Raw genomic sequence first — 25,935 nt, forward strand, 5'->3', positions numbered from 1 at the left:
AATATAGTAAAGTTGAAATAAAGAAATGGCAACCATTGATTGAAAAAAGAAAACGATACCAGCGCAATCGGTTGTTTCAACCATGCAAACGATTGTCCTACTTTGCCGCCTAAATAACATTCGGCAAATCAACAGTCAAATTCCGCTTTATGCATTATAATAAAATCGACCCACTTCACCGGCTGTTTGCCTGTAATCTCAGAAAAGTTATCAAATGTATCATCCGCACCAGGAATAGTCCCTCCAGCATAACGTTTCCAATGATCATATACACAGCCCATATAAGCCATTTCCGCACCTGCATCTTCCATAGCATGCAGAAACACCTCAAGTGCTGACCACCATGCACTCAAACACGCACCTTCAACATAATGCTAAATTACCCCTTCATTGATCCCTCTTTTACCACCATAACTTAACACATTTTGCATAAAAGTTTCAGGACGCAAATGCGTAAAAATAAAACCAGACCATTCAATATATTTTTCTACTAGCTGGTGCCATGCCCAATGCGCAACGGTCGTATCGTCACGGCCACATGCTCCTAAATGTACCACATTTTTCACCCTTGCTTCCCTGGCGTAATATGGAAGGGCTTCTTAAATGTCATCCATTATGGAGTTTAATGCTACTAAAGTTTTAAAAAACAAGACTCTAAACAATACAGAAAGTGGATTTGAGCAATCCAATTCTTATTAGTTAAAACAATATTTCAATCTAACTGTAACTAAATGTAGATATAAACATGAAAAGACTGGCAATTTTAAGTATGGCAAGTTTTTACCTGATGCTTACTACAGGTATGTTTGTTTGCATCTTAAGTTGCAGTAGCCAATGGTTCTTTACTAATTTGATTAATCAATCTAGTGAGCCAGCCGCTCATGAATATGCTTCTAAGCAAAAAAGCAAAAACCATTGTAAGGGGAAAAAAGATTGTTCCTGTTGTAAAAAACATGGCAACTATGCAGTTAAAGAAAATATTAAGCCTTCCTTTGAATATTCTTCTTTGAGTATTCCAACTTTAACAGCCGGTCACTTCTTTACTCTTTTCCTGGTTATTCGCAAAAATCTCATAAGTCCCCGTTGGCATGAAATCAATGCACCACCAGGCAGTATTGGTCCTGATATCCATATTCGTATCTGCTCTTATTTAATCTGATCCTAAGTTTCTCATACTTAGGTTATCTCCATTTGAGATGGTTTCCCTTTCTATATGTAGAAGAATTACATCCATAGGGATGCCCCAATTTATTTATTAATTCTTACATGTATACCTGCCCTATATGCAATAAATAACGCTTATAGGATAAAAGGATTTTAAGTCCGTCAGCACCCAATTCTAGCCGTGCCATTAAATCACATTTACAAACAACAAACCTATGAAAATTACACATTTTTTGATCCTGTCTACTACCCTTTCTATTAGTATGACTTCCTGTAGCAATCCATCAACCAAACAGAATGATGTGCATTCTGAGATGAATCACGATTCCATGTCATCCAATGTTATGGATACATCTTCCTCGCACGGCTCTGGGACAAGCGGCGCCATGAATAAGATGATGAGTGATATGCATCAAATTCAAATGACAGGAAATGTAGATGTTGATTTTGCTATGATGATGAAAGCTCATCATCAGGGAGCTGTAGATATGGCAAAGGAAGAACTTCGTTCCGGAACAGCCGATCAAGTGAAATCAATGGCTGGGAAAATTGTTGATGCTCAGGAAAAAGAGATTGATGAGTTGAATAATTTTATTGAAAGCCATAAAAGACCGCAAAAGGACTATGACCCTATGAATAAAGAGGTAGGCTTTGGAAAGGTCATGAATAGGAACATGACGATGATGATGGATATGCCTAAGGCTGAAGATGGATCTACTGATCAACAATTTGCCAGGATGATGTTACCTCATCATCGAAGTGCTGTATTTATGGCAGAAGGGTTTGTTCAATCCGGGAAGGACCCCAAGCTTTTGGCAATGTCTAAAAAAATGATAGCAGACCAAAAAGCAGAAATAAAAGAGCTTCAGGATTGGCTCTCAAGCATAGGGCCAAACCCAAACCGTTAATTTTTAAACAATTGGCAAGCAGTTTAGATTTCAACAATAATAATTAAAACAATGCGCTGTAGCTTGGTAAATGTTCACTACTATTTAAATTTTAAGCAGTCCTGTTTTGTTGCAGATAACAGGACTGTAGTTAAAAACCCCTATTACGGAGCTTCTATGCTTACTTGTGGTATAGTAGTTGGAGCCTTATAGCTACAAACTCCTTCCGCTATTAACTCTTTCTTAATTAAAAATTGATTTATGCAGCAAAATCTTCTTGAAGGCATTTAGACCTTTACTGATAACAAAGTGCTGTCGGTAATTTAACCTTTAACAACAAATTTATGAAAACTCTAATATTAAGTGCAATTATCCTTTTATTTGGAATTACCTCCTGCAATACAGGAACCAAACAAAATTCAACTTCATCTGTCACTGGAAACGGAACGGAACAAATAACGGCCAAAGCACCATCTGCCACTGCCAGCTCAACTGAGGGAATAATTGATTCTTATATCAAATTAAAGAATGCATTAACACAGGATGATGATCAGGATGCGGCTATTGCAGGAAAAGAATTAATTGCATCATTAGACAGCTTTGACAAAAGCAGTTTAAATGAAGCTCAGGCTAAAGAATATACCGATATCTATGAAGATGCCAGGGAACATGCAGCACACATAGGGGCAAATGCTGGTAATATTAAACATCAAAGGGAGCATTTTGAAACCTTAAGTAAAGATGTATATGACCTCGTTAAAGCTGTAGGTGGGACTCAAAAGCTTTATTACGTCAATTGCCCGATGTATAATGATAATAAGGGAGCTAATTGGCTGAGCGAAATTAAAGAAATTCAGAACCCTTATTTAGGTAAGCAAATGCCTGAATGTGGAACGGTGAAAGAAGAACTTAACTAATTTTCGATGAGCATCAGGAAAAAAGTACTGCTAAGTGTATTGGCAGTACTCCTTCTCATCCAATTTTTTCAGCCAAAGCGAAATGTTAACACAAAAGCTTCAAAATCGGATATTAACAACGTTTATCAGGTACCCGATAAAGTAAAAGCCGTTTTGCAGCGCTCCTGCTATGATTGCCATAGCAATTCAACTAATTATCCCTGGTATAGTAGTATTCAACCGTTCGGATGGGTTATGGCTTCACATATTCGTAAAGGTAAATCAGAGCTAGACTTTAACAGGTTTGGTGAGTATTCTCCAAGAAGGCAAAAAAGCAAATTGAAATCAATCAGAGAAAGTATAAAAGATAATTCAATGCCTCTCCCCTCTTACACTTTGATCCATCAATCAGCAAAACTTTCAAATGAGCAAAAAAACAGCATTTACAAATGGTTAGATAATGTGCAAAGCACCTCTCTTCAGTAAAATTAAAATCATGAAACGAATACTTTTATATGTATTTTTCCTGGGCTTTTATACTATTGCTTCCGGACAGCCCCAGGTCTATGTTTGTCCAATGCATCCGGAGGTTATGAGTAACAAGCCGGGCAAATGTCCCAAGTGCGGTATGGAATTAGTTGAAAAGCGAGTTAAAAGTCCTGCCAAATCTGCCCCTGCACAGAAACATGATCCTGTAAAAAGCGCTGCTCCTGTTGGTATAAAAATAAAGTCAGCGAGTAAAACAAAAGCTGATCATACAACTCCAGCTCCTGTATTAAACGAAGAAAGAAACGCGGAAAAAGCAGGCCATAAAGTAAAGACTGCAGAAGTAACCTACAGCCCCAAAATGGTTCGTTATGACCTATATGTAAATGATACTACAGTTAATTTCACAGGAAAGAAGAAAAAGGCAGTAGCTATAAATGGAAGCATACCCGCTCCAACTTTAACATTTACAGAAGGTGATACGGCTGAAATATATGTTCATAATAAAATGGATGTAGAGACATCTGTTCATTGGCATGGTGTATTTTTACCAAACCGTTTTGATGGCGTTCCCAACCTGACTCAAATGCCTATCAAACCGCATTCAACCTATGTATATAAATTTCCCGTGATACAAAACGGAACTTATTGGTATCATAGCCATACTAAATTGCAGGAACAAAGCGGCATGTACGGAGCTTTGATTTTCAACAAGAAGAATGAACCGAAAATCCCAACAATACCGATTGTTTTAAGCGACTGGACTGATATGAACCCTAGGGAGGTTGACCGCTCACTTCATAACGCTACGGATTGGTTTGCAATTAAAAAGGGAACATCCCAAAGTTACGCCGAGGCTATTCAAAAAGGATACTTCAAGACAAAGTTGAATAATGAGTGGAAGCGGATGAGTGCGATGGACGTTAGCGATGTATATTATGATAAATTCCTGGCTAATGGCAAGCCTTCAATCAAATATTCAAGATTTAAGGCAGGTGATAAAGTACGGTTGAGAATTATTAATGGCGGAGCATCAACTTATTTCTGGCTGACTTATTCAGGTGGCAAAATTACAGTTGTCGGAAACGATGGAAATGATGTAGTACCTGTAGATGTTGACCGTTTATTAATTGCCGTCTCCGAAACGTATGATGTCATCATCACTATTCCGCAAGATATGAGTTATGAGTTTTTAGCAACAGCTGAGGACCGTACCAAATCTACTTCAATATGGTTGGGTGAGGGAATGAAAATGCCAGCTAAGCCACTTGGGAAGTTGAAATATTTTGAAGGAATGGAAATGATGAATGGCATGATGAAGATGAACGGAGACATGGCATCTACGGGCATGGAAATGAGCAATCAGCAAATGGACATGAATACGGTGATGTATCCTGAAACTACCGGAGAGCAATATGGCAGGTTAAAATCGAAGCCTGATGAGATTGTTGACCTGGATAGTATAGTTGCTAAACCTGAACCAATAAAAGAGGATATCACAAAAGCAGATCCACAAATGAAAGGGCATGACATGCATACTAAGAGTAGCATGAATATGGAAATGAGTGAGGATTTGGTTACCCTTAATTATGCCATGTTAAAATCTCCGGAAAAATCAACCTTAAGACCGGGTCCGCTAAGGACTTTAAATTTCGAGTTGACCGGAAATATGAACCGCTATGTATGGACGATTGACAATAAGACCGTTTCAGAGTCTGATAAGATTCTTATTAAAAAAGGAGAAAATATCCGCATTATTATCTACAACAATTCCATGATGCGGCACCCTATGCACCTGCATGGTCATGACTTTCGGGTATTAAACGGACAAGGAGAATATGCCCCTTTAAAAAACGTACTCGATATTATGCCAATGGAGAGAGATACGATAGAATTTGCCGCAACAGAAAGTGGCGACTGGTTTTTCCATTGCCATATCTTATATCATATGATGAGCGGAATGGGAAGAGTATTCAGCTACGTCGGATCTGCTCCAAATCCGGATATTCCAAATCCAAAACTGGCGCAGCGTAAGCTATTTGCCGATGACCGAATGCCTCACTTCATGGCCAATGCAGGATTTGAAAGTAACGGAAGTGATGGAGAAGCTATGCTTTGTAATACCCGCTACCGCTTGTCTACTGAATGGCGGATAGGGTTAAAGTCAGAAGACGGCAACGAAAGCGAAACGTATTTCGGTCGCTATTTAGGTAAAATGCAATGGATTTTCCCATTTATAGGATTTGACTATCACTATAATCCCAGGAGAAATATAAGCGAGAAGAACCTTTTCGGGCAAACCAGTAACCAAAGCAATAGAAAGGCTTTGGTGGCGGGTATTCAGTATGTCTTACCGATGTTAGTTAACGCAGAAGCGAGACTAGACAGTAAAGGAAAATTCCGCTTTCAACTAGTCCGAAAGGATATTCCAGTTACAGCCAGATTAAGTGCTACGATTATGGGTAATACAGATAAAGAATACATGGGAGGCTTAAGGTATACTGTTACCAAGTACTTTTCTCTTTCTACCCACTATGATAGTGATATTGGTTACGGGGCAGGGGTTACATTAACGTATTAAATAAAGAGCATCATGAAACATACTTATAAAATAAGCGGAATGAGCTGTGAAGGCTGCCGCGAAAAAGTGGAACAGGCACTGAATAAAATAAAAGGTATTTCTTCGGTGGTTAGCTTAAAACCGCCTGAAGCTACTATTACAATGGAAAAGCATGTGCCAATAGAAAAATTACGGGAAACCTTATCTGCAGCAGGAAATTATACAATAGAAATGGCAGGCCATCAAGTTGCAGAATCGAATACTCATGCTACTATATTGCCAGATGTCAAATCTAATTCTACGCTAAAGTATTCATGTCCCATGCACCCGGAAATTATACGAGACAAGCCTGGTGCCTGTCCAATCTGCGGAATGGATCTGGTACCAATATCTGGAACAGGCACAAAAGAAGAAGATGAAGAAGATCAAACATACGATACATTACTGCGCAAGTTCAAAATAGCTGCGCTGCTTACAGCTCCTATCTTCCTTATTTCCATGTCAGAAATGATCCCTGGTAATCCCTTGCTTACACTTATGGATCTTAAGTACTGGAACTGGGTACAATTTGCCCTGTCAATTCCAGTAGTATTTTACGCAACCTGGATGTTCTTTGAGCGTGCATGGCAGTCAGTTATCACCTGGAACTTAAATATGTTTACTTTAATTGGCATTGGTGCAGGGGTTGCCTGGCTTTTTAGCATCATCTCCCTATTGTTCCCAGGTATTTTTCCAGATCAGTTCAAGACCCATGCAGGTACTGTTTATGTGTACTTTGAGGCGGCAAGCGTCATTCTTACGCTAGTATTACTTGGGCAGCTTTTGGAGGCACGTGCACATGGCAAGACCAACAGTGCTATTAAAGAACTGCTGAAACTGGCACCTAATGAGGCCACAAAAATTGATGAAAAAAAAGAAACGAAAGTTGCCATTGATGACATCCAGAAAGGAGATTTACTACGCGTAAAACCAGGCGAAAAGGTACCCGTTGATGGAAGTATCCAATCAGGAGAAGTAACTATCGATGAATCGATGATATCCGGAGAACCTATTCCTGTTGATAAGAAACCAGGAGACAAGGTCAGTTCTGGCACCATAAACGGAAACAAAACCTTTACAATGCTGGCAGAAAAAGTAGGGTCAGAAACCTTGCTTTCTCAGATTATTGAAATGGTTAATTCGGCAAGCCGCTCGAAAGCTCCTATACAGAAACTGGCAGATAAAATATCGGGTTATTTCGTCCCTATTGTGGTTCTCATCTCGGTGATAACTTTTATTGTTTGGGCAATTTATGGCCCTGAGCCTTCCTACGTCTACGCATTTGTAAATGCAATAGCGGTGCTGATCATTGCCTGCCCCTGTGCGCTTGGCCTTGCCACACCGATGTCGGTGATGGTTGGTGTTGGAAAAGGTGCAAAATCTGGCATACTTATCAAAAATGCAGAGTCTTTGGAAAAGATGAATGCAATAGATATAGTCGTTATAGATAAAACAGGAACCGTTACCGAAGGAAAACCATCCGTTGAAAAAGTGGTTAGCACAAACCATGATTTCACAGAAGACGATATTCTTCAAAAAATCATATCCTTGAACAGCAGCAGTGAGCATCCTTTGGCACAAGCCACGCTTCGCTATGGAGAAGAAAAGAATATCAAAATTGAACCTATAACACATTTTGAAGCGATTACCGGAAAAGGGGTTATTGGTGTACTCGGAAAAGAAAAACTGTCCCTGGGCAACGAAAAGCTAATGGAACAGGTAAGTGCAAAAATTACTTCGGAATTAAGTGAGCAAGTTAAAGCGGAGCAAAAACAGGGCAAAACAGTCTCTTATTTATCGGTTGGAAATGTTGCTGTTGGTTTTGTGGTAATCTATGATAAGATTAAGGAATCAAGCAAAGAAGCAATCAATAAACTACAGCAAGAAGGTCTGCAGGTTTGGATGTTTACCGGCGACAATGAAGATACAGCAAAAGCCGTAAGTAAAACCTTGAAACTTGATGGATATAAAGCTCAAATGCTGCCAGAGGATAAACTTCAAGAGATAAAACGGCTACAGGCTGAGGGGAAAAAAGTAGCCATGGCAGGCGATGGCATCAATGATGCCCCTGCATTGTCGCAGGCAGATATTGGCATAGCCATGGGTACCGGTACTGATGTCGCCATTCAAAGCGCAGCCATTACTTTGGTTAAAGGTGACCTTAACGGAATTGCTAAAGCCCGGTTATTAAGCCATAAAGTAATGCGCAATATTAAGGGAAACCTCTTCTTTGCTTTAGGCTACAATATCCTTGGAATCCCTATTGCAGCGGGAGTCTTGTATCCTTTTTTTGGTATTCTTCTGTCGCCAATGATTGCTGCTCTGGCCATGAGCTTGAGTTCGGTTTCCGTTATCCTGAACTCCTTACGACTAAGGGGCACAAAGCTGCAGGAATAAATAGAAAAACCAAACAGTCAACCTGCATTAAATATGATCAGTATCATTTCACAAACTATTGATTGTTAATATCATACTCTTTTAATTACACTATATTCGGATAAATAAATTCACATCATGAAAAAGCTTAAAACAATCTTCGTACTGCTTATTATCTTCCTTGCAGGAACAGTAAGTAACTCACATGCACAAGGGGTATCTCCACAATCGAAAAAAATCGCTATAGATGCTAAAGGCGGTATCCATAATCATCTGGGAACTAAATTAGGGTATATTGATAAGGACAATATCGTAAGAAATAACAAAGGCCAGAAAATCTATTTTATTGATAAAAGCGGAAACGTTATTGATGCTAATGGGAAAAGACTTGGAAAAGCAGAGAAGAATGGTAATTTCTACAATACTCAAGGAACTAGTGTAATAACTGTTAGAGATAAAGATGCCGCAATGTGCGAAATATTAGATCCTGAAGGACATACCATGGGTACAGTGCATAAAAACTATAAACTGCATGCATGTGCCGCTCACTGCTTAATGCTAAAAGAAAAGAAGGACAAGGCCAAGATTTAACCTGAAATCTTGTCTAATAAGCTTCCAAAAAGCCTTGGTTAATATGCATGACCAGGACTTTTTGAAAGTAATATTGGTCAAGTACAATATAAGCACTCATAACATTAGCTTAGAAAAAGGCTTGATAGATGATAAAAGGCATAAGATTGAAAGTGTTTATATTAGTGACACCAGATAAAGCATATATTTTCTTTCTTTAAATAAATGACTGCACTTTAAAATTCCGGGATCTTTTTTCATTTGCAAATAGAAGCACTTTTTGCAGTAGTTACTTAAGTAGATTACTACTGTCTATTAGCGGGTTAAATTTAAACCCTCCCTATTATTCTATAACCCATATTCTCCATTTTCTAAAATTATTATAAACCCATTTCACCAATCAAACCAATTTCAACATTTTTGATCATCAGTTTTTGATAAAAAAATCGAAACCAACTTCTACCCCCTTTCTATTTATTCCTAAACAAAATCCTTAAAACTTCTCTTTATCAATTATGCGTGCGTTTTTACAAAAAATTCTTACCCAACCAGTAATCACACTGGCAAATAAACTCTCCTCCAGACCCGATCAAACACACGTACACAAAGCACTAACCACCCTTTTTAATAAAATTCAAACCAAACCAGGCAAAAATGGATTAATCCTCGATTTCGATAACACCTCCAAACTGATCATCTTCTCCGATCAACATAAAGGTTCCCGGAATTTCAATGACGACTTTGCACGATCTGAAAAGAACTACCTCGCTGCCCTCAGTTATTATAACACCGAAAACTACTTGTATTGCAATTTAGGCGACAGCGAAGAACTCTGGAAAAACACCCTTAACGGAGTACTCAAAAGCAATACCGCCACCTTTGATCAAGAGCACCTGTTTTCACAGCGAAATGCTTTTATAAAAGTCTTCGGAAATCACGATTTATACTGGGACAATGACCCACTCGCTCCTTTAACCCTTGAAAAGGTATACGGCCAGAAAATAAAAATATACGAAGGAGTAATCTTAAGATTGGTCCTAAAAAATACCCCTCTTTCTATATTTCTAACCCATGGACATCAGGGTGACCTCCAAAGCGATGGCAACTGGTTCAGTAAATGGTTTGTTTCTACTATCTGGGCACCGTTCCAATCCTACCTGCGCATCAATCCAAATACACCGGCCTATAACAGTCAGCTTAAATCAGAGCACAATATGATGATGTACAACTGGACGGCTAAACAGTCAAATCTGGTTCTAATAACAGGTCATACACACCAGCCCGTCTTCAATTCCCTTACACATTTGGAGCGCATGTATATGCGATTAGAAACCGCCAGACAAAACAATAACCAACGAGAAATTCAACAAATAGAAGTCGAACTACTAGCCGGAAAATTCAGCGGAGAAACTTCTCCACGTCTCGCATATTCCAAAAATACTTATTTCAATACCGGCTGCTGCTGTTTTAGTGATGGAGATATTACAGGTATAGAAATAGAAGGTGGTAAAATTCGACTCATTAAATGGAAGTCTGAAGGCACCGATCACACTAAACGTATCATACTGGAAGAAAGCAAATTAGAAGAACTTCTTGATGCAACAAAAATTAATTAAATCTCAAAGAAGCAATAGTACAAGCACGGAGCTTAGGTTAGTGTTAACAATAATATAACCTTAAATTTAAATATCGGTAATCTTGTAGGGATAGATTCGTGGTCATAATCTACAAATAATGAAGAAAATCTTACTATCCTGCTTCCTGCTAACCGCACTGATTGGTTGCAAAAAAGACAAACAGACAGACCCTATTATCAATGAAGATGCGTCAACATTTACTGAAAGCGGATCTTTTGATGTTGGAGAAACCGGAGCAGCAGAAATCAGTGCCTTCGACCCCACAACAAATAGACTATTTGTAGTTAGGAATGAGAAAGAAGGTCTGGCAAGTCAACTGAATCAAATTGAAGTGATTGATTTCACAAATCCTTCAGCCATGAAATCCATCGGCTCAATTGCCATGCTTCCTTTTGGTGGAGCGGTGAATAGCCTTTCCGTTTCTGATGGAAAACTTGCTGCAGCCATCCAATCAACAGACAAACAGGCAAATGGTAAAATAGTCGTATTTAAAACCAGTGATTACAGTGTGATTGCTCAAATTACAGTAGGTGCATTGCCTGATATGGTTACTTTTTCCAGCGATGGCAAGTATATTATATCTGCCAATGAAGGGGAACCTAATACCACTTATACAAATGATCCTTTAGGTACGGTATCCATAATTTCTGTAAATGATAATTATGCAGTCACCACGCTTGACTTCTCTTCTATGGCCTCACAGCTTCCCGCTTTAAAGCTCAAAGGTTTCCGCATATTCGGACCCGGTCTTAATTTCGTAAAAGACATCGAGCCGGAATACATTACCATCTCCGCAGATTCTAAAACGGCGTGGGTAACGCTTCAGGAAAATAACGCCATTGCTAAAATAGATATCGTCTCGAAAACCATTACAAACATCTTTCCCTTAGGATTTAAGAATTACAATACTGATGGTAATGAAATAGACCCTAGTGATTTGGATGGCGGCTATAAACCTGCCAAATGGAACGTAAAAGGCATGTATCTTCCCGATGGAATAGCCGTGATTGAAAATAACGGTACACCATATTTATTTACAGCAAATGAAGGTGATTCAAGAGAATATGATGGCTTCACAGAGATGTTACGCGTAAAAAACAAGGATATAAAACTAGATCCTACTGCTTTTCCTGATGCAGCCACATTGAAAATGGATGCGAATTTAGGCAGACTAAATGTGACCACCACATTAGGCGATACAGACAAAGATGGAGACATGGACGAATTATATTCTCTAGGATCCCGTTCGTTTAGCATTTGGAATGGTAATGATGGGACCCAGGTGTTTGACAGCAAAAATGAGCTGGATGCCAAATGTGTTGCTGCCTCAGTATATGATGATGGCAGAAGTGACGATAAAAGTGTAGAGCCTGAGGGCATCACTATCGGAACCGTAGGAAGTAAAAAAATAGCTTTTGTAGGAATGGAACGCGCTGATGCTGTAGCGGTATACGATCTAACAACACCCACTAAACCTGTGTTTTTACAATTACTTAAATGCGGAGATGCCCCCGAAGGTGTTCTATTTATTCCTGCTAAAGATAGCCCAACAAAAAAGAGCTTATTAGTGGTTAGTAGCGAAGGCGATGGTGTAATTAAAATATATACCCCGAATACCATATTGTAACATGTAATCGATGTGAAAATATCTGAACACAAAGATCCCCCCTCCCAAACTGCTTTTAGTTGATCTAAAATAAGAAATACACTTGATTTATGTCAATCACGTAGTTTGTGGGATGCAGTATGATTTAATGCGATTTAAGGTTTCAGGAGTGATACCCAGGTAGGATGCAATTAAATTCTGAAGAATTCTTTGAAAAATGGTTGGATTACTTTCGGCCAGTCGCACATATTTCCCATCCGCAGAGTGTGGTGGAGCTTACTAAGCTACGCTTGATGTCACCAATATTAATCATATTAAATGAACCATGTACAATCCCGGAGCAAAGTCAAACTCAACAGAAATCTTAGAAGATACCTTTTCACCATAAAAGTATCTTCCAGGATTGAATTAGAAGTTATACAAAAAGCCAAAGTTTACACGAGAAGCAGGCAAACTTTTATTAGGATCTTGAGCATATTCTAATGTCTTTTTACCCCAAAGAAATTCGGCTCCTACGGTAAAACTTGGTACAACATCATACATAATGTTTCCACCTGCATACTGGTTTAGCATGGATTCCCATCCTAAAGAGCCATCCTTACCGTTAAATTTATTGTACGAAGCAATAAATAAAGTATGTATTTGATTGCTCCAGTAATGCTGATAAGAGGCATAACCTGCATTTACAGGAAGTAATGAAAGTTTTGATGCATCAAACCGGTCAACTGAACCGTCCAAACCACTTCCACCAACGGAAAGGAAGTAATCAGTTATTCCTTTTCCAAGATTAAACTGGAACTGAAAGTTATTTCTTTTATCAGCACCGGCAAACAGATTTACCATTGCACTTACGCCATAACCATCAGACGAATTAAAGCTATCATTAGCACCGTAGCCTATGCTACGATAAATACCGGCAACTTTAATAAAACCTGGTTTTAAATTATATTTTAATGTGGCAATAAAATCAGGTAAGCGGCGCGGTTCATAATAAATACTGCTATTTTCAGGAACGGTATAATCATATAAGCGTCTTGGCTCCATAACCTCTAAAGCAAGTTCTGTTTGCAATTTAGAAGTTAAATTGCCTGTATATCTGATCATTGGACGACGGGATTCTACCATACCCGTTGGGCCATCCCAATCAAACAGACTTGAAGGCCACATGTCTGCATCACCAAAAGTACTCCAGGTTTGACCTAATAAAAAATTATCGTACTGTACAAATGCATGACGGATACGGAAAGTAGATTTATTATCGGGTCCGCCTTCAAAATCACCTTCTATACGTGCGAATACTTCTTTCCCATCTTTGAAACGGCGAGTACCGTCAAATCTGATCTGTGTCTGACGCATATCTACCCATATTCCTGGACGGTCTTTTCCATCAACATCATTATTATGAATTCCAAATGTGCTGTTTCCATGCAAATTTCCTTTGATATCATAAATGCCATTAAACTTTAATCTTCCTTTTAAAACAGCCTCAAACTCTGGTTTACCGTTAATTGAGTCTTTGGATGAATAATTTAATAATTGCGCATTAGCCCCAGAAGTAAAAATCATAAAAGAAACGATTACCAAGGCTTTGAAAATATTTATTCTCATGATTAGTGTATAAAACTAGTATTCGAAAAAGTATTGTTGAATTTTATCACGATTGGTGGTTTTCAACAAAGCCAACTGCAATAAGACGCGAGCTTTTTGAGGATTCAAATCTTCAGAAGCAATAAAACCTAAAGCTTTGTCATCCACTTCAGAATCAATAGTTGTCCGGCCGCTAAATACACGGGAAGAACGAACTACTACAACCCCTTTAGCCACTGCTCTTTTCAAAGCTTCTTCTGCTTCAGGATACAAGTTGCCATTTCCCACACCAGCCATAACTATACCTTTTGAACCTGAACTTACAAAGGCGTCGATAGCAGTTGCGGTCATATTAGCATAGCCATATACAATATCAACCTTAGGTAATTTAGTAAATCTTTCATTGCTGAATTCACTTCTAAGCGTGTGCTTGCGTGTAGAAGAATAATAATAATCTGGTTTGCCATTAAAAATAAAACCTACCGGTCCAAAGTTTGAAGAACCAAAAGCCTCCAATCCTGTAGTGTTTGTTTTAGTTACATCACGTGCCGCATATATTTTTTCATTCATAGCTTGCAATACACCCATCCCGTTTGATTTAGGATCAGCCGCAATCGCAACTGCATCATATAGGTTTTTAGGGCCATCCGCAGAAAGTGCTGTTGCCGATCTCATCGCTCCAACCAGCACTACCGGCTTATTGCTTTTTACCGTTAAGGTAAGAAAGTAAGCGGTTTCTTCTTGTGTATCAGTTCCATGAGTGACAACAATACCATCCACATCTTTCCTGCCAAGCAGTTCATTAATCCTCGACACAAGCTTTATCCAGACTTCATCATTCATGGCCTGGCTGCCAATCTGTGCCACCTGCTCTCCTTTAACATTCGCAAGCTTATGGATATCAGGCACTGCATTTAACAGTTGATCAATTGGTAATTTCCCGGCAGTGTAACGAGTGTCTGTACTACCAGCCTGGCCAACCCCGGCAATAGTTCCTCCTGTAGCCAAAATCATAATATTATGCTTTTGAGCCAGTGTAATAGTGAAGATTGCAAGGTTGAAGATGATAGTAATCATCAACTTCTTAATTTCTAAAGATTTCATATTTATTATTGTTTAGCTATTAATGAATACAGGGTGAATCATATTTTCGATGGAATATATTTCTTCCCATTTTTCCTGGGTGATGTAGTGATACTCTAACACCGCAATATCATGTACAGACTTACCTGTTGCAAGCGCTTCCTTAGCGATCAGTGCACATGTTTCGTATCCTAGAATAGGGTTAAGCGCTGTAACTATTCCGATGCTGTTCATTACAGCTCGAAGACACACATCTTCATTGGCTGTAATACCATCTACACATTTGGATTGTAATGTGTAGCACGCGTTTTCCATGTACGTCAGCATGGTAAATAAGCTAAAGCCGATTACCGGTTCCATCACATTTAATTGTAATTGTCCGGCTTCAGCTGCCATCGTAATTGTCATGTCAGCACCAATAACATAATAAGCTGTTTGATTGACTACTTCAGGTATTACCGGGTTTACTTTCCCTGGCATAATAGATGATCCCGGCTGCATTTTAGGCAAATTGATTTCATTCAGACCAGTACGCGGGCCGGAAGACAATAGCCTCAAGTCATTACATATCTTGGAGATTTTAACAGCACATCTCTTAATTGTTCCAGATAGCTGAACATAAGCTCCTGTATCTGAGGTTGCTTCTATTAAATCTTCAGAAAGAGATAAGGGCATTCCAGTAATTTCTTTTAAATACCGGGTCACTATTTCAGGATAACCTTTAGGCGTATTTATAGCAGTACCTATAGCTGTAGCACCCATGTTAATCTCTGTGATCAGATTTTGTGCCTCCCTCATTCTTAAAATATCTTCCTTTATCGTAGTTGACCAGCCATTAAATTCAGCACCCAGAGTCATTGGTACTGCATCCTGAAGCTGGGTGCGTCCCATTTTTAAGACTCTGCTAAACTCTTTACCTTTGCGTTCAAAAGATTCGCTCAAAGCTTCCATCGACTTGGTAAACCTATTTATCTTATTGTAAAGTGCTATTCTGAAAGCAGTAGGATAGGCATCATTGGTGCTTTGCGAAAAGTTAACATGGTTATTGGGATGAAGAAATTCATATTGACCTTTTTCTTTCCCCAGGTATTCCAGTCCGATATTTGCGATCACCTCATTGGCGTTCATATTAACCGATGTTCCTGCTCCCCCTTGGATCATATCTGAAGGAAATTGATCTAAGTATTTTAAAGCAATGAGTTTATCACTGCCAAAACAGATTGCTTCAGCAATTTTAGAATCGATTGCACCGCAATCTTTATTGGCCATTGCTGCGGCCTTTTTAACATAACCCAAAGCCTGGATTAATAGCGGTTCCTGCGAAATAGGAATTCCAGTAATATGGAAATTCTCAATTGCCCTCAACGTCTGGATTCCGTAAAACATAGTATTATCAATTTCTTTTTCTCCAAGAGAGTCATGCTCTATTCTTGTTTTTTTTTCCATGATGAACTAAATAAAAATTATTGTTTAACTTTTTGTTGACTGTATAAGAGTAGCGGACTTGAATATGGCCTTAAATACCAAATAAGAATACCATTAAAAATCCTATAGCCACTGCTGTAACTGTTGATATAATGCCTGGTAGCATAAAACTATGATTAAGCACATACTTACCTATACGGGTAGTGCCGGTTTTGTCAAAACCTATTGCGGCAATAATGGTAGGGTAGTTGGGAATAAAAAAATACCCGTTTACTGATGGGAACATGGCGATAAGGAAACCTGCCGGGATACCTAATGCGACACCCAATGGCATCATCGCCCTTATAGTTGCTGCCTGACTAAAAAGTAAAATAGACATCACAAATAGTGCAATGGCAAAAGTCCAGGGCGCTTCAAGAACCATCTCCTTAATTCCACTTTCAATAAAAATATAATTTCCCTTAATAAAGGTATCACCCATCCAGGCCACACCGAAAATGGCAATTACCGCTTCATTTCCAGCCTTAAAAATATTTCCAGATGATACAGTCGATACTTTGACTTTTGAAATTAAAAGAATGAGGGCAGCTGCGCTCATCATGACCATTTCTATAATGGTTACCATCGAAATGGAGGCCATTACTCCATTTTCACCTTCCCATGAGGGTCTTAACGAAGGTATAGCACCAAAGAGAACGATTACAAAAACGGCTGTAAGAAAAACTAAAACAGAAATCTTAGCTGTTCCCGGAATCTCAGACGTGTTTACGGATTTAGCGTCCTCATTAATCATCTTTACAAAATCAGGGTCTTTCAGCTTTTCATTGAATATAGGATCATCTTTAAGCTCAACTCCAATCTTGTTAATTATGAAAGCGGAAATTAATACCCCTATCAGTGTTGCAGGAATGCTAATCTTTAAAATATCAAAAATTTCTATTCCCTGAGGGGCTAATAAAGCAGCAAGTGCCACTGTTGCCGCAGTAATTGGACTTGCCGTGATGGCCTGCTGGGAAGCAATTACAGAAACGCTTAACGGACGTTCTGGGCGAATACCTGTTTTAGTGGCCAGTTCAGAAATGATTGGTAATATAGAATAAGCAATATGACCTGTACCCGCTACAAAGGTAAAAATATAGCACACCAGAGGGGCTACAAAAGTTATGCGCTTGGGATTTTTCCTGAGCATCTTTTCAGCCAGCGCTACCATGTATGCTAACCCTTGAGATGCTTGTAATGCCGCTGAAGCAGAAATCACAGCAATGATGATCAACATAACATCTATGGGAGGAGTGGTGGGCTCAAGATTAAAGCCAAAAGTTAAAATCACTAAGCCTACAGCTCCCATAACGCCTAATCCTATACCCCCGATCCTGGCTCCAACAAATATGGCCGCCAATACAACTAAAAGCTCGAAATAAAACATATATAATATTAGGTTTAAAGAATAAATTTTTGGACTTGTTGAATTGCTAACACAAGCAACATGTTATTTATCTTTCAATGTTGGGGACAAAGCTATTTAATAAATAAGGAAAGAAATATGACAACAATCATTATAAAAATTAATTAAATACTATTAATTTATTTTATTAATTAAACACATAAGGCCTTAATAATAACTTACTGCTTTAAAGCGAGAAGATTTTAGAGTCTTCAGACGGTGCCGAATTTCATGAAAGACATAAGGCCTAATCACGAAAACATAAATACCAGAATCAGTGTTATTTAACTACCTATGAATAACACTTATGAAAGCAACAACAGCCGTAATTATAGCAACGCTATATCTAATTGTCTACGTGATTCTGTTTCAAACAGAAATGTCGACCACTATCCTCTCCTATCTATTTTTAACCTCCCCATTTCTCATGATCTGGCTCGTATACACCGTACTAAAAGATGATCACGAACAGTATCCTGAATTAGGGGAAGATCAAGAATGGGGCTATCGTGATAAACCCAAAGATAAACTGGATCGATTTTAATTCAAATGGAAAATGGCTGCGTTTAATGCCATCGCAAAAGTCACCCACAGAAAATAAGGAATCTGAATCAGACCAATCCAGGGTTTCAATCCATAAGAAACGCGAATCCAGATAATTAGGCTTAACCACAAAAGCACAATATCGACTAAAGCGGTTGCCGGACTCTGCATGTAAAAGAAAAAGAAACTCCAGCAAAAATTTAGAATCAGTTGGATGACGAAGTATTGCTTAGCCTGATGGTTTGTCTGGCTCTTTAACTTCCAGATCGCATATCCGCTTACCCCCATTATGATATATAAAATAATCCATACCGGAGCAAAAACACCATTAGGTGGATTGAAAAATGGTTTATTTAAAGTAGGATACCATGACTGGATACTGCTTTGAGTAAAAAAAGAGGCCGCCAGGCCCGTAAATAATGGCGCAATACTCGCCAGCAGTAATGCACCAAAACGTTTAGCCTTCATATTAATTTAATGAAATATAGTTTTAATTTTTTCTTCCTCCAGATCTAGTAACCCCTGATATTTTTTTACCATTTCTTCATCTGTTTCCAAACTCTTATTTAATTCCAAAAGTGTAGCCCTTTGCTTTTTTAATATGTACAAATAGATTTTTCGATACTCTTTTTGCTCCGCTGTCCCATCAAATTCCACCAGTAACATATCACTTTCCAATCTTTCCTTTAATTGTTGCAAGTGCGTGTTGCTGCTCATAATCCCGGCATGTTCATCTTGCAAGTATTTCAAACTTACTTCAGCTAGTTTCTTCCTGATCATTAACTCCTGTTCTTCCGGGGGCATATAATGATCGGGGTCGTCCATGTTTACCCATTTGATCACTAAAGGAAGGGTTAATCCATGTAAAACTAGTGTGAGTAAGATTACTGTAAACGTAATGAAAAGGATTAGATTTCTTTGCGGAAAAGTAGTGCCATTACTCAACATTAGTGGAATAGATAATGCTGCCGCTAAAGATACCACACCGCGCATTCCTGCCCAGCCAATAATTATCGGCCCTTTCCAGCCCGGCCTGTTGTCTTCAGTCTTAATAAAGCGACTGATAAACATGGTAAAAGCGGATACACCAAGGGAACAAATGATTCGGGTTACAATCAGCACAGCTGTAATCAGACATCCATAATAAATAGCCTGACCCAAACTAACAGAACCTAATTGTGAAACAATTACAGGCAGCTCGAGTCCTATTAGTAAAAAAACCACCCCGTTTAACAGAAATCCAAAAGCTGCCCATACATTAGTTGCCCGAGTACGGCTACTATGACTCAAAAAATTATGACTTCGTTCCGATAAAAACAGTGCTCCGCTTACAACCGCAATCACCCCTGATACATGAAAGTTTTCGGCTACCAGATACATCACATAAGGCGTTGTCAGCGTAAGGACGATATCAATATTTGAATCTGTGGGAAGCCATCTATGTGCCGCGAAATAAAGCATTCCAACTGCAACCCCAATAAGGACACCCATTACAATCACCCAAACGAAACTTAGTGCTGCTTCATAATATATAAAAGTACCTGAACTCACAGCGACTAACGCAAAGCGATACACGATCAAACTGGAAGCATCATTGAGCAGACTCTCCCCTTCCAATACCACACTAATCCGCCTCGGAACCTTCACATGCTTTAAAATAGAGGTAGCTGATACAGCGTCCGGTGGCGAAATAATTCCCCCTAATAAAAACCCAAGGGCCAGCGTAAATCCTGGAATGAGGGTACTTGATACCAGTGCAATAACAAACGAAGTAATAAGTACTATTGGAAACGCGAAACCACTGATCACCCTTCTCCAGCGCCATAGATTCTTCCAGGAAGCATACCATGCCGCATCATAAAGGAGCGGAGGAAGGAAGATTATAAACATCAGCTCTGGATTTACTTTCATTTCCGGCAAACCGGGAAGAAAACTAAGCGCCAGACCGCCCAATACCAGTATCACCGGATAGGTAACTTTGAGCCAATCTGATAACATAACTAGAAGTAAGAGCGCTAAAATCAGGGATATATATAAAATGGATGTATCTACCATTGTCCAAAATCTACTAGCTGAAACGCAGCTTTTGACTATAGGTTTTCACTAAATGAACGGAAATGAATGCTCTCTTTCCTATTTGATTCTGTGTTGACTGAAGATTTAATCTGTTCTGATTAAAGACTTTAGATATATTAATTGGAAGAAAACAATAGCCAAGTTATGGTCTGATAACTAATGATACTACAATGAATCTGGATTAAGTCCGACTTGAGTCCATGTTTTGCACTTAAACATGGACTCAAGTCGGACTTAATCCAGATTCAACCTTGAGTCAATAATAATCAAACCTTAATCTGGTATCCACTTATGCTAAGTATGGCATCTTAAAATCCACTATCATCCAGCGCAAATGTATTCTTCCGATCCTTCCATTTACCTCTGGTAAAATCAGGGAACTTTTGTGGTGTATTGCCTTCTTCTATTGATTTTTCTGAAAGTGGGGTGATTACGCTCATGGTCAGCGAATCATAGATGTCAATCGGCGTTTGTTTCCGCTGTTTTACAGACTCCACAAAAGCGTTAAACACAAACCAATCCATTCCCCCATGTCCTGCCCCATCCGCTTTACTTGCATATTTTTTCCATAAAGGATGGTCGTACTTTTCCGTCCAGATGCTGGCTTTATCCCATTCATCATAGTTTTTTGCCTGATCTTCAATATATATCGATTCATTAATGTCCATCCAGATGCCTTTTGTTCCTTGCACCCTGAAACCTAGTGAATAAGGCCTTGGCAAATGCGTGTCATGCGATAAAGTAACCGTTTCACCATTGGCACAATTCAACATCGTGGTCACAATATCTCCGTTTTTAAACTTGATGGAAGCATTTTTATTTCCGGGAGCGACCTTCGATATGTAGGCATTTAGTCCCGGTGATTTAGAAGCAAAGGACACCAGGTTGGTAAACCGGTTTCCCCGGTTGATGTCAATATAGTTCATCACCGGACCTGCACCATGTGTCGGATAGATATCACCATTCCGATCAATATTAAACTGTGTTCGCCATTGCGCTTCCCCTACGGTTTTCGGTCCGAATTCGGCTCCTTTTCCATCAAAGTTTTTGCCGTCATTGAATAATATACCACGAAGATCATGCTGATAACCGCCTTCGAGATGTACCAGTTCACCAAACAGGTCTTTCCTCACCATATTTAAAACTGCGAGTACGTCTCTTCGGTAACATACATTTTCGAGGGTCATGTATGGTACCTTCGTTTCTTCGTATACCTTCAGGATGTCCCAGTGATCATCTTCAGAGAGTCCGGCAATTACCTCACAACCCACATATTTCCCGGCCCTCATGGCATCAATGGACTGTTCTTTATGAAATTGCCATGGTGTGGCTATAATTACGCCGTCAATATCTTTTCTTTCCAGAAGCTTTTTATAGGCCTCGAGCGATCCGGTATATTCTGCAGGAAGTTTTTTCTTCGCCTTCACGAATTGTTCCCGACAATATTTCAAGGAGCTTTCCTGAGTATCACAAATAGCTACTATTTCCACGTCGGAACGCAGTAAGCCCTCTCCGATGTGGTTACGCCCACGTAATCCTACTCCGATATAGCCTAATCTTATTTTATCGGCATTTTTGCCGAAGAGTAATCCTGAAGGTAAAATTGTAAAACCTGCAAGTGCTATTGCACTGCTTTTGACAAAGTGTCTGCGATCCATCATTGTATAATTTGGTTAATTCTTTTTATATGCTTTCCTCTCGTTCTGGATGGTACTTTTCAGTACTTCCACATGGGTATTCAGCATTTTAAACAATTGAAGCTGTGCTCTTGTACGTTGCAAATTATGGGTATCAAATTTGACCTTAAAATACTGATCGCCGTTGATATAATCTTCAAGGAAACGCACAGCCTGCATATAAGGAAGCAGCAGAACGCCCATAATCAGTGAATTTACCTCGCTTTCGGTCAGGAAACTATTGGCCTCTTTTAAATACCCCTTGGTATAGGCATCGAACAAATGAAAGTTAAGCTTTATTTTGCTCAGATCCTCCTCATCCTCTGCCTCGGTATTGATAATCGTACGGATGGCATCACCGAAATCAAAAGCCACATATCCGTCCATTACCGTATCCAGATCAATCACGCATTGAGCCTCGTCATTCAGGTCAAGCAACACGTTATTAAATTTGGTATCGTTATGGATCACCCGCCTGGGGAGTACCTTTTGCTGTTCCGGCTTTTGAAAGTATAACATGGATCCAGCGTGTTCATTAATAAATTGAAGCTCTGTTTTTACGTGTTCAGCGCGACCGGATAGGTTATTATGTACAGCCGTTTTCAGGTTGGCCAGTCTGAATTCAATATTATGAAAATTAGGAATCACCTCATACATTAAACCGGCGGGCAAGTCGGAAAGCATCTTTTGGAACTTGCCAAACGCTTTACCTCCCTCATAAGCTTGTTTTTCTGTTTCGACCACATCATAACTTTTTGTATTCTTCAGGAAGTAGCACATGCGCCAGTAGTCACCATGCTCATCTTTATAATAATACTTTTTATTCCGGCATGGTATCAGCGTCATGACTTCTTTATCGGGATCACCTTCGTTTGTTTTTTTGATCTTATCCTTGAGATGTTCAATGACAAGGCACATGTTATCCGTCAGCTTTTCCACGTTTTTAAAAACATGATGATTAATGCGCTGCAATAAAAAATCACTATCCGACGTGTCCAGATTCTTCAGAAAATACGTATCGTTTATATGGCCAGAGCCAAATATTTTCAAAGAATCGGCATCTACGTGACAATTGAAATTGGATACTAATGCGGGTATATTATCTAGAATTTGCACGCTTTACTAATTTAGAATTTGTAAAATTTCATTTGGATAAATGATTCCCTGATCTGAAAATCGAATAAGTGGTCAGATCACTTTCAGGGTATGATTTAACCTATTAAAACCAGTCTGTTCTTCCCAAACCCCATCATTAGCCAGACGGATGCTATATTCAGGCCGGGTAGAGATACTGGCATACTGATCGGGCAGGTTGAGCAAAAGCTCGTAATCTCCCGAGGCAAGATCCATAGGCACTGCGATGCTTTCTTCTAAGCTGAACATCCCGGAATACCACGTTCTCACATCCGTACTGAGATCAAAAGACCGCTCTTCACCAGTGTTTACATTTCGCAGGATTAATTTCGCCGTCCTTTTATTAAAGGGGGATGCATAACCTGCATTTTTAAAATTAAGTTTAATAGAAAAAGGACTTCCCTTGACCACTTGATCGGGCAATACCGCAGTTTGAAGCACAAAGCGATAACCCATATTCTTTTTGATGTTATCCATACAGCCACCACTTTGCCAATCATTGTTGACGGCAGTATTGTAATGCGCATTGATAAAACTGTAATGCAGGGAAGCAAATTCTTCCTGCGCTTTACCGGCTGGCTCACAATCATTTTGCGGACTGTAATCATCCGAACAGGTTTCTCCACCAACTACGACGAATTTACTGTCACTCTTCATGTAATCACGCAGCGTATTGACTACGGAGGCATCTGAAGTTCGTGGACTTAAGCTATTCCCATAATCTTCATACGTCCCAAAATCATTGGCACTGGCTAAAAAGCAGTCATTATGAAACCCGATACGGGCATTGTCTGCTCCAGTAAAGGCAGCCTTTTCGGTTAAAGCGGCCGAAGTCAGTAATGAATTGACTCCATACAGGTAACGCTGTTTAATTTGCGGGTAACGCACCTGCACCATCCGATCGGCAGGTACAGCATCCAGCATGGCTTTAATCACCTGGATCCGATCCAACCAATTGGCATCGGTCAACTTATTTCCCTGACCACCGTTTGTAGATGCATCTCCAAAAAAGTCACTGTAGTATTGTTCACCCCAAACGCCTATAAAACCAAGCTGCACACAGGCAATCACATCTGCATTCTCCTGGAGTACGGGTTTTAATTGGGCGATGTGATTGAGGATGGTACTTTTTGGCGCATCGCCATATGGGGGACAGATAAACCCTTCGGGACAGTTGCCCGCTTTAGACGTTACCGTGTATACAAACCGGGGAATTAACTTGACACCAGCTGTCCGTGCAGCCTGCATGTCCTTTTGCATATTGCTTAAAAAGGCAGAAGCGATAGCGCTATTGGTCAGGTTATCTAAAATATAATAGCGAAAAACCAGGGTACTGGCTACCTGATAGCTTGCAGTAGGAATAGTTTGCGGCGTACGGTAACCCTTCAGTTCATCCGCATTGAGGACAGTAAAGTTACTGGCATAGGTTTCGGAATAACGGTAAAAACCTCGTTCAGGATTTGGAAAATCTTCCTGACTTTCCTGATAGGTAACGGTCTTTTTCGTAATAAGCAACAGTTCGTTTTTAGCTTCAGTACAGGCGCAAAACAGCAGCAAAAGCAGCATTGCAGGTATACGTTTTATAAGAGAATGGTCGTGGTTTTTCATACATAAATATTTTAAACGTGATTATTAGCCTTTATCAGATTTTGAAAAATAGTTTGTTTCGGTATAACCAGATGCATAGCAACCATTCCAACACCAATACTGTAAATGCAGAAACAACTGCAATGAAGGAGGATGATAAACCGGCAAAAGACAGAAAACCGTCAATGAAAATAAATACAGTTGGGTTAAGCCATTGCATACCGACCGTTTCAAAAAACAGATAGATGAACAAGGCATTCATTCCTGCGGCAGAAAAGAGATGGGCGAACTTTTGCTGCCGGCATAGATCTACCAACCAGTAAAACGCGGCTAGGATGAGTAAAACCCAACCACCGGAAGCGAATACGAAGGAAGAAGTACTGATCCTTTTGATGATCGGGGTCAGCGAACTTAGATCCAGCGCCATTCCAGCAAACAATAAAACAATTCCTGCAAATACTAGTCCCTGTAACTTATTTTTTTTTGATCTTTCCGAGTAAAGCCATTTTCCTGCAAGTACACCCCAAATGGTATGGGCAGCAGTGGGGATGATGTTGATGGCCACCCAGCCGTCCTCGTTAATCTTGCCCATAAGCAACATATCGGTGTAGGATCCAAAATTATGACCTTCCGTAAAAGGCTGATTGAACCCGGGGATATTGATAAAACGGTACAGCAGCTCGGTGGTCAGCAATAACAGGATGGAAAAAAGAAATTGCCTAAAAAAAGACTGCTGGATAATCAGATAGGCAATCAGTGTGGTGAAGGCTAACTGCGTAAGTACATTCCAGAGTTCAAACACCAGCTTACCGGCATAGACACAATGTAAGGCGATACCAAGAACAAACAAGCGTAAACAACGCAGAAGGATATGTTTGAGATTAGCGTTCCAGCTGATTCCTTTCATTTCCTTGCGCTGATAGGAAATAAATAATGCTGTTCCGGCCATGGTCATAAAGGCAGGCTGCACTAGATCCCAAAAGCGCAGACCATGCCATCGATGGTGAAAAAACTGATTGATTAATCCACCTGTTACTCCCGTTAGGTGTAAGTTTTGAAGTGATACGTACAGCTGACAGCTTTCGGCTGCCAGCAATAACATAATGATTCCCCGCATCACATCAAGTGACACCATACGGTCCTGTTGGTTCTTCATATG

General features: G+C 39.6%; 22 protein-coding genes. 10 read left to right on the plus strand and 12 right to left on the minus strand.

Translation table 11 applies throughout. From position 1 onward, the window contains the following. Positions 1-128 precede the first annotated feature (128 nt). Positions 129-353, minus strand: a complete 225-nt coding sequence (locus BFL47_RS20040) for a hypothetical protein (protein ID WP_069659010.1) — start codon at positions 351-353, stop codon at positions 129-131. Positions 354-374: 21 nt separating this feature from the next. After that, positions 375-566: a Rossmann-fold NAD(P)-binding domain-containing protein gene (locus BFL47_RS20045; protein WP_069659011.1), complete on the minus strand. Its 192-nt coding sequence runs from the start codon at positions 564-566 to the stop codon at positions 375-377. A 179-nt stretch (positions 567-745) separates the two neighbouring features. Between BFL47_RS20045 and BFL47_RS06605 the strand changes: the two genes are divergently transcribed. The 9 genes from BFL47_RS06605 to BFL47_RS06645 all read left to right on the plus strand — a co-directional run bounded on the left by BFL47_RS06605 (position 746) and on the right by BFL47_RS06645 (position 12,242). Continuing rightward, positions 746-1,159 (plus strand): hypothetical protein, encoded by a 414-nt coding sequence (locus BFL47_RS06605; RefSeq protein WP_139125779.1) that lies wholly within the window; start codon positions 746-748, stop codon positions 1,157-1,159. Positions 1,160-1,379: 220 nt separating this feature from the next. Beyond that, entirely contained in the window at positions 1,380-2,072 is a 693-nt protein-coding gene (locus BFL47_RS06610) for a DUF305 domain-containing protein (RefSeq protein WP_069659013.1), read from the plus strand. 323 nt (positions 2,073-2,395) lie between these two features. Further along, positions 2,396-2,968 (plus strand): DUF3347 domain-containing protein, encoded by a 573-nt coding sequence (locus tag BFL47_RS06615; protein ID WP_069659014.1) that lies wholly within the window; start codon positions 2,396-2,398, stop codon positions 2,966-2,968. 6 nt (positions 2,969-2,974) lie between these two features. Beyond that, positions 2,975-3,433, plus strand: a complete 459-nt coding sequence (locus tag BFL47_RS06620) for a heme-binding domain-containing protein (RefSeq protein WP_069659015.1) — start codon at positions 2,975-2,977, stop codon at positions 3,431-3,433. A 10-nt stretch (positions 3,434-3,443) separates the two neighbouring features. Next, positions 3,444-6,014: a multicopper oxidase domain-containing protein gene (locus BFL47_RS06625; protein ID WP_069659058.1), complete on the plus strand. Its 2,571-nt coding sequence runs from the start codon at positions 3,444-3,446 to the stop codon at positions 6,012-6,014. A gap of 12 nt (positions 6,015-6,026) precedes the next feature. Then, positions 6,027-8,429 (plus strand): heavy metal translocating P-type ATPase, encoded by a 2,403-nt coding sequence (locus BFL47_RS06630; RefSeq protein WP_069659016.1) that lies wholly within the window; start codon positions 6,027-6,029, stop codon positions 8,427-8,429. A gap of 117 nt (positions 8,430-8,546) precedes the next feature. Further along, positions 8,547-8,999, plus strand: coding sequence for a 5-fold beta-flower protein (locus tag BFL47_RS06635; RefSeq protein WP_069659017.1), 453 nt, complete (start codon positions 8,547-8,549; stop codon positions 8,997-8,999). A gap of 494 nt (positions 9,000-9,493) precedes the next feature. Next, the gene (locus BFL47_RS06640) at positions 9,494-10,594 is read left to right on the plus strand and encodes a metallophosphoesterase (protein ID WP_069659018.1); all 1,101 of its coding nucleotides are present in this window, start codon (positions 9,494-9,496) and stop codon (positions 10,592-10,594) included. A gap of 118 nt (positions 10,595-10,712) precedes the next feature. After that, the gene (locus tag BFL47_RS06645; protein WP_069659019.1) at positions 10,713-12,242 is read left to right on the plus strand and encodes a choice-of-anchor I family protein; all 1,530 of its coding nucleotides are present in this window, start codon (positions 10,713-10,715) and stop codon (positions 12,240-12,242) included. Between the two features lie 387 nt (positions 12,243-12,629). Here the strand turns inward: BFL47_RS06645 and BFL47_RS06650 are convergent, their stop codons facing one another. The 4 genes from BFL47_RS06650 to BFL47_RS06665 all read right to left on the minus strand — a co-directional run bounded on the left by BFL47_RS06650 (position 12,630) and on the right by BFL47_RS06665 (position 17,742). Beyond that, a complete protein-coding gene (locus BFL47_RS06650) occupies positions 12,630-13,829 on the minus strand; it encodes a DcaP family trimeric outer membrane transporter (protein ID WP_069659020.1) in 1,200 nt (399 codons plus the stop codon). A 15-nt stretch (positions 13,830-13,844) separates the two neighbouring features. Next, positions 13,845-14,912: a type II asparaginase gene (locus BFL47_RS06655; RefSeq protein ID WP_069659021.1), complete on the minus strand. Its 1,068-nt coding sequence runs from the start codon at positions 14,910-14,912 to the stop codon at positions 13,845-13,847. 12 nt (positions 14,913-14,924) lie between these two features. Beyond that, a complete protein-coding gene (aspA, locus tag BFL47_RS06660) occupies positions 14,925-16,337 on the minus strand; it encodes an aspartate ammonia-lyase (RefSeq protein ID WP_069659022.1) in 1,413 nt (470 codons plus the stop codon). A 70-nt stretch (positions 16,338-16,407) separates the two neighbouring features. After that, the gene (locus BFL47_RS06665) at positions 16,408-17,742 is read right to left on the minus strand and encodes an anaerobic C4-dicarboxylate transporter family protein (RefSeq protein ID WP_069659023.1); all 1,335 of its coding nucleotides are present in this window, start codon (positions 17,740-17,742) and stop codon (positions 16,408-16,410) included. A 325-nt stretch (positions 17,743-18,067) separates the two neighbouring features. On the opposite strand from BFL47_RS06665, the gene BFL47_RS06670 reads away from it, so the two are divergent. After that, a complete protein-coding gene (locus BFL47_RS06670; RefSeq protein WP_069659024.1) occupies positions 18,068-18,304 on the plus strand; it encodes a hypothetical protein in 237 nt (78 codons plus the stop codon). Here the strand turns inward: BFL47_RS06670 and BFL47_RS06675 are convergent. From BFL47_RS06675 to BFL47_RS06700, 6 genes are all read right to left on the minus strand, one after another. Then, positions 18,301-18,771, minus strand: coding sequence for a TspO/MBR family protein (locus BFL47_RS06675; RefSeq protein WP_069659025.1), 471 nt, complete (start codon positions 18,769-18,771; stop codon positions 18,301-18,303). The two genes, BFL47_RS06670 and BFL47_RS06675, sit on opposite strands and share 4 nt — an antisense overlap. A gap of 6 nt (positions 18,772-18,777) precedes the next feature. Beyond that, positions 18,778-20,358 carry a Na+/H+ antiporter gene (locus BFL47_RS06680; RefSeq protein ID WP_069659026.1) on the minus strand — a complete coding sequence of 527 codons (1,581 nt, stop codon included), beginning with the start codon at positions 20,356-20,358 and terminating at the stop codon, positions 18,778-18,780. 329 nt (positions 20,359-20,687) lie between these two features. Then, positions 20,688-22,037, minus strand: coding sequence for a Gfo/Idh/MocA family protein (locus BFL47_RS06685; protein WP_069659059.1), 1,350 nt, complete (start codon positions 22,035-22,037; stop codon positions 20,688-20,690). A gap of 15 nt (positions 22,038-22,052) precedes the next feature. Then, a complete protein-coding gene (locus BFL47_RS06690) occupies positions 22,053-23,171 on the minus strand; it encodes a phosphotransferase enzyme family protein (RefSeq protein ID WP_069659027.1) in 1,119 nt (372 codons plus the stop codon). A gap of 72 nt (positions 23,172-23,243) precedes the next feature. Then, positions 23,244-24,797, minus strand: a complete 1,554-nt coding sequence (locus BFL47_RS06695) for a DUF4832 domain-containing protein (protein ID WP_083257048.1) — start codon at positions 24,795-24,797, stop codon at positions 23,244-23,246. A 34-nt stretch (positions 24,798-24,831) separates the two neighbouring features. Continuing rightward, positions 24,832-25,932, minus strand: coding sequence for an acyltransferase family protein (locus BFL47_RS06700; RefSeq protein WP_069659028.1), 1,101 nt, complete (start codon positions 25,930-25,932; stop codon positions 24,832-24,834). Positions 25,933-25,935: the final 3 nt, after the last annotated feature.

The sequence above is a fragment of the Arcticibacter eurypsychrophilus genome (genome assembly GCF_001730525.1).
Lineage (GTDB): Bacteria > Bacteroidota > Bacteroidia > Sphingobacteriales > Sphingobacteriaceae > Arcticibacter > Arcticibacter eurypsychrophilus.